The organism is Streptomyces cacaoi (genome assembly GCF_006539165.1).
Lineage (GTDB): Bacteria > Actinomycetota > Actinomycetes > Streptomycetales > Streptomycetaceae > Streptomyces > Streptomyces cacaoi.
Window position 1 is genome coordinate 14,562 of the sequence record NZ_BJMM01000040.1, and the last position, 12,579, is coordinate 27,140.

Here is a 12,579-nt window from a genome sequence, read left to right on the forward strand (position 1 = left end):
AGCGCGCACGGCGGACCCGGCGGGCACGACAGGCACAGCGGACCCGGCGGGCACAGCAGTCACAGCGGGCACGGCCCGTACGGCAGGGACGACCGAAGCGGCGAAGGCGAACACGGAGGCGGAGACCAGCATGGACACGCAGACGGCCACCCGGTCGGCGAACCCGTCGGCATCCCGGCCGGCCACCGGGCAGAGGACCGCTCCGGGCCCGCACCCAGGCGCTGGTGCGGCCGACGGGACCGACGGTGCCGGTGGTGCCGGAGATCCCCGGCTGACCGGCCAGGAGCTGACCCTCGCCTACGACGAGCGCACCATCGCGCAGGACCTGCACGTCGCGGTGCCCGACCGCTCCTTCACGGTCGTCGTCGGGCCCAACGCCTGCGGCAAGTCCACGCTGCTGCGCGCCCTCTCCCGGATGCTCAAGCCGGCCCGGGGCACCGTGCTGCTGGACGGCGCCGACATCTCGGGCATGCACGCCAAGGCGCTGGCCCGCACGCTCGGGCTGCTGCCCCAGTCGTCCATCGCGCCGGACGGCATCACCGTCTCCGACCTGGTCGCCCGCGGCCGGTATCCGCACCAGGGGCTGCTGCGGCAGTGGTCGCGGGACGACGAGCGGGTCGTCCGCGAGTCGATGGAGGCCACCGGCGTCGAGGAGCTGGGCGACCGGTTCGTCGACGAACTCTCCGGCGGCCAGCGGCAGCGCGTCTGGATCGCGATGGCGCTGGCCCAGCAGACGCCCCTGCTGCTCCTGGACGAGCCGACCACCTACCTCGACATCGCCCACCAGATAGAGATCCTCGACCTGTGCGCGCGGCTGCACGAGGAGGAGGGCCGCACCCTCGTGGCCGTGCTGCACGACCTCAACCACGCAGCGCGCTACGCCACCCATCTGATCGCCATGCGGGACGGCCGCATCGTCGCGGAGGGCGCCCCCGGCGAGGTGGTCACGGCCGAACTGGTCGAGGAGGTCTTCGGGATGCCGTGCCGGGTCATCGACGATCCGGAGACCGGAACCCCGCTGGTGGTGCCCGCGGCCAGGCGCTGACTGTCGGACCGGCGCGGTAGCGTCGGGGCATGAGCGAGATCGCGCGGGAACCCCGGGCCGGGCTCACCGGATCCGGCGGCATCGGCAGCCAGGGCGCAGGGCCGGACGGCAGCGGCGCGGCGGGCGGGCCCGCCGTCCCCGGTGCGCAACCCCCGCCGGACGAGGGCCGGTTCGCGCCCGCCGGGGCGGTCCCGGGCCCGTCCCGGGAGACCGCGCCCGGCCAGGCGCCCCGCGAACCGTCGGCGGCGCCCACCGGCCCGCCGGACGCAGCGGTGTCCGGGCCCGCGAGCGAGGCGGACGCGGGCGAGACCGGTGCGGACACGGCGGAGACCGGTACGGACACGGCGGAGGCCGGTACGGACGCGGTGGAGGACGACGGACCCCGCCCGCTCGGTATCGGTGTCCGGCCCACGGGCCACGCCCCGCTGGACGCCCGGCTGCGCCGCCTGGAAGACGCCGACCACCTCGCCGTTTCCGGACATCTGGAGGTGTACGAAGATGTCCATGGCGCCCTGCGGGAGACGCTGGCCGCCCTGGACCGTCCCCACCCCACCCCCCGGAGCTGACCCGTGGCACGACGCCGACTCGACGCGGAGCTGGTGCGCCGCAACCTCGCCCGTTCCCGTGAGCACGCAAGCCAGTTGATCGCCGCGGGCCGGGTGACGGTCGGCGGCCTGACGGCGGGCAAGCCGGCCACGCAGGTCGAGACCAGCGCCGCCGTGGTCGTCAAGGACGACGAGCACGATCCGGACTACGTCTCGCGCGGCGGCCACAAGCTGGCCGGCGCGCTGGACGCCTTCGTCCCGCGCGGGCTGCGTGTGGAGGGCCGCCGCGCCCTGGACGCCGGCGCGTCGACGGGCGGCTTCACCGATGTGCTGCTGCGGGCCGGCGCGGGCCATGTGGTCGCGGCGGACGTGGGCTACGGACAGCTCGCCTGGTCGCTGCGCAGCGATTCCCGGGTGACGGTCAAGGACCGCACCAACGTCCGCGAGCTGACCCTCGCCGATCTGGACGGCGAACCGGTGGAGCTGGTCGTCGGCGATCTCTCCTTCATTCCGCTCGGTCTGGTGCTGCCCGCGCTCGTCCGCTGCTGCACGCCGGACGCCGATCTGGTGCTGATGGTCAAGCCGCAGTTCGAGGTGGGCAGGGAGCGGCTGGGCAGCGGCGGAGTCGTCCGCAGCCCGCAGTTGCGTGCCGAGGCCGTGCGGGCGGTGGCCGACCGGGCGGCCGGGCTGGGGCTGGGGGCGCTGGGCGTCACCGCGAGCCCGCTGCCCGGCCCTTCGGGGAACGTCGAATACTTCCTGTGGCTGCGTGCGGGAGCGCCCGCTCTCGACGCGGCCGATGTCCAACGAGCGGTGGCGGAGGGGCCCAAGTGACACAGGTGAGCCTGGAGACGGCGGCTGTCGAGCGGGGCGCCCCCGCCCCCCAGGAGCGCGGCGAGCGCACCGTCTTCCTGCTCGCACACACCGGCAGACAGGCGGCCGTGCGCAGCGCCGAGCTGGTCGTGCAGGGGCTGCTGCGCTGCGGTATCGGCGTCCGCGTGCTGACGGAGGAGGCCATCGATCTGCCGCTGCCGGATCCGGTGGAGACGGTGGCGCCCGAGCCGGACGCCGCCGAGGGCTGCGAGCTGATCGTCGTGCTCGGCGGCGACGGCACGCTGCTGCGCGGCGCGGAGTTCGCCCGTGCCTCCGGGGTGCCGATGCTGGGCGTCAACCTCGGCCGGGTCGGTTTCCTGGCGGAGGCGGAGCGCGACGATCTGGACAAGGTCGTCGACCGCGTGGTCACCCGCAGTTACGAGGTCGAGGAGCGGATGACCCTCGACATCGTCGTCCGCAACGACGGGCACGTGGTGCACGCGGACTGGGCGCTGAACGAGGTCTCCGTCGAGAAGGCGGCCCGGGAGCGGATGCTGGAGGTCGTCACCGAGGTCGACGGCCGCCCCGTCTCCAGCTTCGGAGGGGACGGCGTGGTCTGTGCGACGCCCACGGGCTCGACGGCCTATGCCTTCTCCGCCGGCGGCCCGGTGGTGTGGCCGGAGGTGGAGGCGCTGCTGATGGTGCCCATCAGCGCCCATGCGCTGTTCGCCAAGCCCCTGGTCACGGCGCCCGATTCGGTGCTCGCCGTGGAGGTGCAGCCGCAGACCCCGCACGGGGTGCTGTGGGCCGACGGCCGGCGCAGCGTCGAACTCCCGGCCGGTGCGCGGGTCGAGGTGCGCCGCGGCGCGGTCCCGGTGCGGCTGGCGCGGCTGCACCACGCCTCGTTCACCGACCGGCTGGTGGCCAAGTTCGCGCTTCCCGTCTCCGGCTGGCGCGGCGCCCCGCACTGACCGTCGGCGGCGGCCCGGTGCCGCACCGGCCCCGGCTCCCGCGCGGTGCTCGCACGGACGTCCGGGCCCGCACAGCGGCACCGTGCCGCTCCGGTATGTCCGGTGCGCCCGGTTTCCACTCGGACCGGGGGTGGGGGCCGCCCCCGGAACCTCGTATGGTCGTATCCGTGTTGGAGGAGATGCGGATCAAGGCCCTGGGCGTGATCGACGACGCCGTCGTCGAGCTGTCCCCCGGCTTCACCGCGGTGACCGGCGAGACCGGTGCGGGCAAGACCATGGTCGTCACGAGCCTCGGGCTGCTGCTCGGCGGGCGGGCCGACGCGGCGCTCGTCCGGGTCGGCGCCAAGGCCGCCGTCGTCGAGGGCCGGGTCGTGGTACCCCCCGACGCGCGGGCCGCCCGCCGCGCCGAGGAAGCCGGCGCCGAACTCGACGACGGCGCGCTGCTCATCAGCCGCACCCTCTCCGCCGAGGGCCGCTCCCGCGCCCACGTCGGCGGCCGTTCCGTCCCGGTGGGCCTGCTGTCCGAGCTGAGCGGCGACCTGGTCGCCGTGCACGGCCAGACCGACCAGCAGGGCCTGCTGCGCACGGCGCGCCAGCGCGAGGCCCTCGACCGGTACGCCGGCGAGGCCGTCCGCACCCCGCTGTCCGCCTACCGCGACGCCTACCGCAGGCTGCGCGAGGTGGACGCCACGCTGGAGGAGCTGACCACCCGCGCCCGCGAGCGCGCCCAGGAGGCCGATCTGCTGCGGTTCGGCCTCCAGGAGATCGAGGCCGCCGAACCCCAGCCCGGTGAGGACGCCGAACTGGCCGCCGAGGCCGAGCGCCTGGGCCACGCCGAGGCCCTCGCCTCGGCCGCCACGGTGGCGCACGGCGCGCTCGCCGGCGACCCGGCCGACCCCGAGGGCGTGGACGCCGCCACCCTCGTGGCCGGGGCGCACCGCTCGCTGGAGGCCGTCCGCGCGCACGACCCGGCGCTGGCCGCGCTCGCCGACCGCCTCTCCGAGGTGCACATCCTGCTGTCGGACGTGGCGGGCGAACTCGCCGGATACGCCGACGACCTGGACGCCGACCCGATCCGCCTGGCCGCCGTCGAGGAGCGCCGGGCGACCCTGGCCCAGCTCACCCGCAAGTACGGCGAGGACATCACCGCGGTGCTCGCCTGGGCGGAGGAGAGCGCGGGCCGTCTCGCCGAGCTGGACGGCGACGACGAGCGGCTCGGCGAGCTGACCGCCGAGCGCGAGGCGCTGCGCACCGAACTGGCCGAGCTGGCCGGGCAGCTGAGCCGGGCGCGGGCGGAGGCCGCCGAGCGGTTCGCCGACGCGGTCACCGAGGAGCTGGCCGAGCTGGCCATGCCGCACGCCCGGGTCTCCTTCGAGCTGAAGCACACCGAGGACCCGGACGGCCTGGAAGTGGACGGCCGTACCCTCGCGTTCGGCCCGCACGGCACCGACGAGGTCGAACTGCTGCTCACCCCGCACCCCGGGGCGCAGCCCCGCCCCGTCGCGAAGGGCGCCTCGGGCGGTGAGCTGTCCCGGGTGATGCTGGCCGTCGAGGTCGTGTTCGCCGGTTCGGACCCGGTGCCCACCTATCTGTTCGACGAGGTGGACGCCGGTGTCGGCGGGAAGGCCGCCGTCGAGGTCGGGCGCCGGCTGGCCAGGCTGGCCAGGTCGGCGCAGGTCGTCGTCGTCACACATCTGCCGCAGGTCGCGGCCTTCGCCGACCGGCATCTCGTCGTCGAGAAGACCGACGACGGCTCGGTCACGCACAGCGGCGTCAAGGCCATGGAGGGCGAGGACCGGGTGCGGGAGCTGTCCCGGATGCTGGCCGGGCAGGAGGACTCCGAACTGGCCCGCGCACACGCCGAGGAGCTGCTGGAAGCGGCCCGCGTGGGCGGCTGAGCGGCGGCGCCCGGCCGCCGCGGTGTGCGCCGGGGCGCGCCCGCTCGGGCGGCGCCACGGGCCCGGTCTCACCCGAGTGAGTGATACGCCGCGGTGGCCACGGTGCCGGCCTGCGGCCCTCGCCGGACCGCGGTGCCGCGGTCCGGTGCGAGCTGGCATCCTGAGCACGGTCCCCCGCCCCGCCGTGAACCAGGAGTCCGACCTTCCGTGAGCCGTTCCGCCCTTCCGCACCGGCCGCCCGTCGGCACACAGCCGCTGCACGCCGTCCAGGTGCTCGGTGGTGCCGGCTCCCCGTTCGGCGGCGGTGCGCCCGCAGCCCGGACGGTGGCGCATGTGCGGTCGCTGGCCCAGGGGCTGGTCGCACGGGGGGTGCGGGTGACGGTCTGCGCCGGCGGTGACGGCCAGGACGGTGAGCTGCGCGGCACGTTCACCGAGGCCGGCGCCGACTTCGTGAGCACCTCGGCACGCACCGAACCGGAGGCGGTGGCCTCGCTGCGCGCGCTGTGCGCCGACGCCGATCTGGTGCACGCGCACGGGTTGCGCGCCGGGCTGCTCGCCGCGCTCGCCCTGCGCCGGCGGCGCGAGGTGCCGCTCGTCGTCACCTGGCACGCCCCGCCGGCCACGGAGCCGGACGGCGGGCGCGCGGACGGGGCGCGGGAGTTGCTGCTGCGCGTGCTCGTGCGCCGGGTGGTCCGCGCCGCCTGGGTCGTCCTCGGCGCCACCTCGGACCTCGTCGAGCGGGCCCGCCGGAGCGGCGCCCGCGACGCCCGGCTCGCCCCCGTCGCCCTGCCCGGCCCGCCCGTATCCGACCGCCCGTCGCCCGCCGAGGGCCCGTGGGTGGCGCCCTTCCTGCCCGCCCTGCCCGTGCTGTCCGCTCCGCCCGGCCCACCCGGCCAGGGAACGGCCGCGGAGGCGGGGGAGGGCCCGGAGGAGACGGGCCGGCACAAGCTGCGCGCCGACATCGGGGCCGTCGACCGCCCGCTGATCGTCGCCGTCGGCAGGCTGGACGCGCGGCACGGCTTCGACACGGCGCTCACCGCGTCCCGTGCCTGGCTGCGGCTGGACCCGCCGCCGCTGCTCGCCGTCGCCGGAGAGGGCCCCGAGCGCGCCCGACTGCAACGCCGGATCGACGAAGAGGCCCTGCCCGTACGGCTGTTGGGGCGGCGGGACGATGCGCTGCGGCTGCTCGCCGGTGCGGATCTGGCGCTGCTGTCGGCGCGTTGGGAGGGGCGCTCACTGCCCGCGCAGGAGGCGTTGCGGGCGGGGGTCCCGCTGGTCGCCACCGAGGTGGGCGGCATTCCCGAACTTGTCGGTGACGCCGCGGTGCTGGTGCCCTACGGCGACGCCGACTCGCTGGCGCACGCCGTGGCCGCACTGCTGTCCGACCCGGCCCGGCGGGCCCGGCTGGCGGCGGCCGGCCGGGCCCGCGCCGCCGAACTGCCCACCGAGGACGACACCGTCGCCCAGGTCCTCAGCGTCTACGACGAACTGACCGGCGTGGCCTGACTCCTGCCCGCACCGCCCGTTCCGCCCGCCTCCTCTGTGCCCGCCGGCCCGTGCGCTCCGCCGTTCCCCGGGCCCGGTCCGCCTCCGCTGCGCTCACGCCGACTCCCGCAGCACCAGCCGTGCCTCGGTGATCACCGGGCCGGTGTCCGCCTCGGCCGGTCCGGCGGGCCCGGGCTCGGGCTCGGGCTCCCCGGGCCCGGGTGCGGCCCCGCCGGCGGCGATCCGGCGCAGCAGGAGACGGGCCATGAGCCGGCCCATGCCCTCGACGTCCTGCCGCACGGTGGTCAGCGGGGGGTCGGTCCAGGCGGCGGACTCCAGATCGTCGAAGCCGACGACGGCCACGTCCCCGGGCACCCGGCGGCCCGCCTCCCGCAGCGAGCGCAGCGCGCCGACGGCCATCTGGTCGGATCCGGCGAACACGGCGTCCAGCGCGGGCTCGCGCTCCAGCAGCCGGGCCATCGCCCGGGCGCCGCCCTCCACGGTGAAGCCGCCGTTCTCCGCGAGCGAGGGCTCCGGCTCCAGCCCGGCGGCCCGCAGCGCCTCGTGGTACCCGGCGAGCCGGTCCTGTGCCGAGGTCTGGTCCAGCGGCCCGGTGAGCACGGCGATGCGGCGGCGGCCGGCGGCCAGCAGATGTGTGACGGCCAGCCGGGCCCCGCCCGCGTTGTCCGCGTCGACGTAGGACAGGCCGGGGTCGGCGTCGGCCCCGGGCCAGCCGGGGCGTCCGCCGTAGACGGTGGGCAGCCCGGCGCGTACGGCGGCGGCGCCCGGCGGCGGTCCGTGCAGCGAGAACATCAGCGCGCCGTCGACGTGGCCGCCCGCCAGATAGCGCCCGATGCGCTCGTGGTCCTCGTCGCGCTCCTGGAGCATGAGCAGCGACTGGGTGTCGTGCCGGGCGAGTTCGCGGCCGATGCCGCGCAGCTGCCGGGAGAAGAACGGGTCGGTGAACACCCGGCTCTCCGGCTCGGCGATGACGACGGCGACCGCACCGGTGCGGCGGGTGACCAGGGAGCGCGCCGCGATGTTCGGGGCGTAGCCCAGCGCCCGTACGGAGCGCCGGACGCGTTCGCGCACCTCGGCCCGTACGCCGGCACCCCCGTTGACCACGCGGGAGACGGTGGCGCGGGAGACGCCGGCGTGCGCGGCGACGGCCTCCAGCGTGGGGCGGGTCGGGCGGGCCGTGGGCACCTGTTCAACTCCTCTTCGTCCGCGGGCTCTTGACGCTACCCCGCGGGCACGGCACTGTGCATGCCCATGACGTGAGAGCGCTCTCAATCCCCCCCACACACCGAGAGGCGCACCCCATGAGAAAAATCGCTACGCACCGGGCACCGGACAGCGGTTCCGGACGGGCCCGCCGCATTCCCCGCCCCCTCGTGGCGCTCGCCGGCCTCGCGCTGGCGGGGGTCACCGCCGCGGTGCCGGCCGCACAGGCCGCCGACGCCGGGCCGGACACCGCACGCTCCGGGCCGGGCGCCCTCCAGGAGGTCTGGCGCACCGACTTCGACGGCGCGGCCGGCTCCCCGCCCTCCGCCGAGGACTGGATCACCGACACCGGCCACGGCTACCCCGGCGGCCCGCCCAACTGGGGCACCGGCGAGGTGCAGGAGTACACCGGCGACCCTGCCAACCTGTCCCTGGACGGCGAGGGCCATCTGAAGATCACCGCCCTGAAGAACGGCGAGACCTGGACCTCGGCACGCATCGAGACCCAGCGCAAGGACTTCGCCGCTCCCGAGGGCGGCACCCTGCGCATCGAGGCGAGCCTGAAGCTCCCCGAGGTCTCCGGCGACGAGGCGCTCGGCTACTGGCCCGCCTTCTGGACGCTGGGCGCCGACTTCCGCGGCAACTACCAGAACTGGCCCGGCGTGGGCGAGTTCGACGTGATGGAGAACGTCAACGGCGAGAACGTGGCGCACGGTGTGCTGCACTGCGGCGTCAACCCCGGCGGCCCCTGCAACGAGACGCAGGGCATCGGCGGCCAGGGCGACTGCGGCGGCAGCTGCAAGGACGGCTTCCACACCTACGCGGTGGAACTCGACCGCACCGGCGCCAACGAGGAACTGCGCTGGTACCAGGACGACAAGGTGATCCACACCGTCACCGAGGAGCAGGTCGGCGCCGACACCTGGAAACAGGCCACCGACCACGGCCACTTCATCCTGCTCAACCTGGCCATGGGCGGCGCCTTCCCGGACGGCGCCGCCGGCCGGGCCACGCCCACCGAGACCACCAAGCCCGGCGCCTCGCTCCTCGTCGACCACGTCGCGGTCTCCACGACGGGAGGTGCCGCACAGTGAGCCGCCTCAGCCGCCGCACCCTGCTGCGCAGCGCGGCCGGTGCCGCCGTCGCCCTGCCGGCCGCCGGACTGCTCGCCGCACACGCCGACGCCGGCAACTCGGCCCGCCGCAAGGCCGCCGGTCTCCCGCTGAAGATCGTCAACAACTCGGGCGCGTACGAGAACGGCTCGGTGCACGTCTACATCGTCGGCAACGACGGCAAGCAGCAGTGCTGGGTCACCCCCGACGGACAGCTCAAGCCCGTCCAGCTCTCCGACAACGGGGGAGACGGCTACACCGACTACGCCATCCCCCTCACCGGCAACGAGACCGCGCTGCAACTGCCCGAGATGTCGGGGCGGGTGTACGTGGCCTGCGGGGAGAAGCTGAAGTTCAAGGCGGTCGAGGCCGACGGCGGAGCCGCGCTGGCCTACCCGGCGGCCTGGGTGGAGTCCGACCCCAACTACCCGATCGTGCACGACTGCGCCGAATTCACCTTCAAGGGCGGCGCCATGTACTGCAACACCACGATGGTCGACATGTTCAGCGTCCCGCTGTCGATCCACCTCACCGGTGACAAGGACCAGACGACGGGCACGCTCAAGGCCGGCGCCCGCGCCAGGATCTTCGAACAGGTCGGCGCGGCCGAGGGGTTCGAGAACCTCGTCGTCGAGGACAAGCGGGTCATCGCGCCCGGCCACGGCATCGGCGCCGGCCGCTTCGCCGAGGACCACTTCGCCGGCTACATCGACGAGGTGTGGAGCCGCTACGAGGGCCAGGACCTGAAGGTCACCACCAACGCCGGCACCTTCACCGGCCGGGTCTCCGGCGGAAAGCTCGCCTTCACGGGCCCGGCCGAGGTCTCCTTCGACAAGCCCAGCACCAAGGACGTGCTCTTCTGCGACGGAGCCCTGGCCGCACCCAACGACGGCACCACCGGGCCGGTCGCCGCCGTCCTGGGCGCGGCCTTCAACCGCACCACGCTGACGGCCTCCGCCGACCAGCCCACCGACGACCCGGCCGGCTTCTACCAGGGCGACAGCGCACACCACTACGCCAAGGCCATGCACGAGGCCACCGAGGACGGCAAGGCGTACGGCTTCGCCTTCGACGACGTCGGCGGCTTCGCCTCCTACATCGAGGACGGCGCGGCCTCCGGTATGACGCTCACCCTCACGCCCTTCGACTGAGGGCGCCCGCCTCCCCGGGCCCGCCTCCCCGCACACGGCGCCCGGCACGGAGCAACTCCCGTGCCGGGCGCCGTCGTCGGGCGGCCCCGCGCTCTCAGACCCCGTAGGCGCCGGAGGCGGTGAGCCGCAACGCGGTGTCGATCAGCGGCACATGGCTGAACGCCTGCGGGAAGTTGCCCACCTGCCGCTGGGTGGTCGAATCCCACTCCTCGGCGAGCAGCCCCACATCGTTGCGGAGCGAGAGCAGCTTCTCGAACAGCTTGCGTGCCTCCTCCACGCGGCCGATCATCGCCAGATCGTCGGCCAGCCAGAACGAGCAGGCCAGGAAGGCGCCTTCCTCGCCCTCCAGCCCGTCGACGTTCCCCATCTCGCCGTCCTCGCCCTGCTCGCTGCTGGTCGGGTAGCGCATCACGAAGCCGTCCTCCGTGGACAGTTCGCGCTGGATGGCCTCGATGGTGCCGATCACCCGCTTGTCGTCCGGCGGCAGGAAGCCCATCTGCGGGATGAGCAGCAGCGAGGCGTCCAGCTCCTGCGAGCCGTAGGACTGCGTGAAGGTGTTGCGCTCCGCGTCGTAGCCCTTCTCGCACACCTCGCGGTGGATCCGGTCGCGCAGCGCACGCCAGCGGTCCACGGGCCCCTCGGCCTCACCGGACTCGATCAGCTTGACGGTGCGGTCCACGGCCACCCAGGCCATCACCTTGGAGTGCACGAAGTGCCGTCTGGGGCCGCGGACTTCCCAGATGCCCTCGTCCGGCTCGTCCCAGTGGTCCTCCAGGTAGCCGATGAGCTTGATCTGGAGGAGCTGTGCGTAGTCGTTGCGGGCAAGCCCCGTCATATGGCCGAGATGCAGCGCCTCGACGACCTCGCCGTACACATCGAGCTGGAGCTGGTTCGCCGCGCCGTTGCCGACCCGGACGGGCGTGGAGTTCTCGTACCCCGGCAGCCAGCTCAACTCGGCCTCGGACAGCTCGCGTTCGCCGGCGATGCCGTACATGATCTGGAGGTTCTCCGGGTCGCCGGCCACCGCGCGCAGCAGCCATTCCCGCCAGGCGCGGGCCTCTTCGCGGTATCCGGTGCGCAGCAGCGAGGAGAGCGTGATCGCCGCGTCCCGCAGCCAGGTGAACCGGTAGTCCCAGTTGCGCATCCCGCCGAGGCACTCCGGCAGCGAGGTGGTGGGCGCCGCCACGATGCCGCCGGTCGGCGCGTAGGTGAGCGCCTTGAGGGTGATCAGCGAGCGGACCACGGCCTCCCGGTAGGGGCCGTGGTAGGTGCAGGTGGCGACCCAGTCGCGCCAGAAGTCCTCGGCGCTGCGCAGCGCCTCCTCCGGCTCCGGGAGGGGCGGCGGCTCCCGGTGCGAGGCCTGCCAGCTGATGGTGAAGGCGACGCGGTCGCCGGCGCCGATGGTGAAGTCCGCGTAGGTGGTGAGGTCCTCGCCGTAGGTGTCGGCCTCCGTGTCCAGCCAGACCGAGTCGGGCCCGGCGACGGCGACGGTGCGCTGCCCGGCCTTGTGCACCCACGGCACGACCCAGCCGTAGGAGAAACGCATCCGCAGCGTCGAGCGCATGGGCACCCGGCCGCTCACGCCCTCGACGAGGCGCACCAGTTGGGGCGCGTGCCCCTCGCGGGGCGGCATGAAATCGATGATGCGGACGGTGCCGCGCGGGGTGTCCCACTCCTGTTCCAGGACGAGGGAGTCGCCCCGGTAGCGCCTGCGGTCGGCGACCGGTGGGTCGCCGCCCCCGGCGTGCGCCGGGCCGATGCGCCAGAAACCGTGTTCTTCCGTGCCCAGCAGGCGTGCGAACACCGCATGGGAGTCGAACCGGGGAAGGCAGAGCCAGTCAGCGGAACCGTCCGTGCCCACAAGGGCGGCGGTCTGCATATCCCCGATGAGTGCGTAATCCTCGATGCGCCCAGCCACGTGCATCTCCAGTCGAACGAACTGCGGTGACGCCCCCGTGGGACGTGCTGGATGACCTGTGCTTCTGCCTGTCCCAGGCAAGTGTCCGTGCAGGATACGACGCAGTGATGTGATCCGCCCGACGGTCGGCCGACTCCGTCTGCGCCGATGGGGTGAGCTTCACACCCTCGTTCACCTGCTGCGACATCCCTGTCACCGAGGGGTGTCGTGGCGCTCCTCACGGTGCCGGGGAAGGCCGGGTGCCCGCCCTCGCCGACGGCACCCCACCCCGGTCGCTGTTACGCTGGTAGCCCGTGGAGCGGTGGGCACGCGAACGCGATCTGTTCGACCTGATTCATTCGAGATCCATTCGAGACAGCCCCCCGAACCGCAGCGACGGCACCTCGGTCACCCCGACAGGATGCCGCTTCGCACCCCACC

General features: G+C 74.4%; 10 protein-coding genes. 8 read left to right on the forward strand and 2 right to left on the reverse strand.

What is annotated here, in order from left to right:
• Window positions 1–130: 130 nt before the first annotated feature.
• The 6 genes from SCA03_RS27260 (at window position 131) to SCA03_RS27285 (ending at window position 6,775) form a co-directional block, all read left to right on the forward strand.
• Window positions 131–1,045, forward strand: coding sequence for an ABC transporter ATP-binding protein (locus tag SCA03_RS27260; protein WP_230988937.1), 915 nt, complete (start codon window positions 131–133; stop codon window positions 1,043–1,045).
• A 29-nt stretch (window positions 1,046–1,074) separates the two neighbouring features.
• Window positions 1,075–1,611, forward strand: a complete 537-nt coding sequence (locus tag SCA03_RS37340) for a hypothetical protein (RefSeq protein ID WP_371863993.1) — start codon at window positions 1,075–1,077, stop codon at window positions 1,609–1,611.
• Window positions 1,612–1,614: 3 nt separating this feature from the next.
• A complete protein-coding gene (locus SCA03_RS27270) occupies window positions 1,615–2,421 on the forward strand; it encodes a TlyA family RNA methyltransferase (protein WP_030876524.1) in 807 nt (268 codons plus the stop codon).
• Window positions 2,422–2,432: 11 nt separating this feature from the next.
• On the forward strand, window positions 2,433–3,371 hold the full coding sequence (locus SCA03_RS27275) for an NAD kinase (protein ID WP_051847204.1): 939 nt from the start codon (window positions 2,433–2,435) through the stop codon (window positions 3,369–3,371).
• A gap of 155 nt (window positions 3,372–3,526) precedes the next feature.
• Complete coding sequence (recN, locus tag SCA03_RS27280; RefSeq protein WP_030876530.1) at window positions 3,527–5,269, forward strand: DNA repair protein RecN; 1,743 nt, start codon at window positions 3,527–3,529, stop codon at window positions 5,267–5,269.
• Window positions 5,270–5,476: 207 nt separating this feature from the next.
• Window positions 5,477–6,775 carry a glycosyltransferase family 4 protein gene (locus SCA03_RS27285; RefSeq protein ID WP_086814515.1) on the forward strand — a complete coding sequence of 433 codons (1,299 nt, stop codon included), beginning with the start codon at window positions 5,477–5,479 and terminating at the stop codon, window positions 6,773–6,775.
• Between the two features lie 93 nt (window positions 6,776–6,868).
• On the opposite strand, the gene SCA03_RS27290 is transcribed toward SCA03_RS27285, so the two are convergent.
• Window positions 6,869–7,960 (reverse strand): LacI family DNA-binding transcriptional regulator, encoded by a 1,092-nt coding sequence (locus SCA03_RS27290; protein ID WP_141275716.1) that lies wholly within the window; start codon window positions 7,958–7,960, stop codon window positions 6,869–6,871.
• 116 nt (window positions 7,961–8,076) lie between these two features.
• On the opposite strand from SCA03_RS27290, the gene SCA03_RS27295 reads away from it, so the two are divergent.
• Entirely contained in the window at window positions 8,077–9,072 is a 996-nt protein-coding gene (locus SCA03_RS27295; protein ID WP_051847203.1) for a glycoside hydrolase family 16 protein, read from the forward strand.
• On the forward strand, window positions 9,069–10,241 hold the full coding sequence (locus SCA03_RS27300; protein WP_030876540.1) for a beta-1,3-glucanase family protein: 1,173 nt from the start codon (window positions 9,069–9,071) through the stop codon (window positions 10,239–10,241). The genes SCA03_RS27295 and SCA03_RS27300 overlap by 4 nt, the downstream gene beginning before the upstream one ends.
• Before the next feature lie 94 nt (window positions 10,242–10,335).
• On the opposite strand, the gene SCA03_RS27305 is transcribed toward SCA03_RS27300, so the two are convergent.
• On the reverse strand, window positions 10,336–12,165 hold the full coding sequence (locus tag SCA03_RS27305) for a glycoside hydrolase family 15 protein (RefSeq protein ID WP_037865639.1): 1,830 nt from the start codon (window positions 12,163–12,165) through the stop codon (window positions 10,336–10,338).
• Window positions 12,166–12,579: the final 414 nt, after the last annotated feature.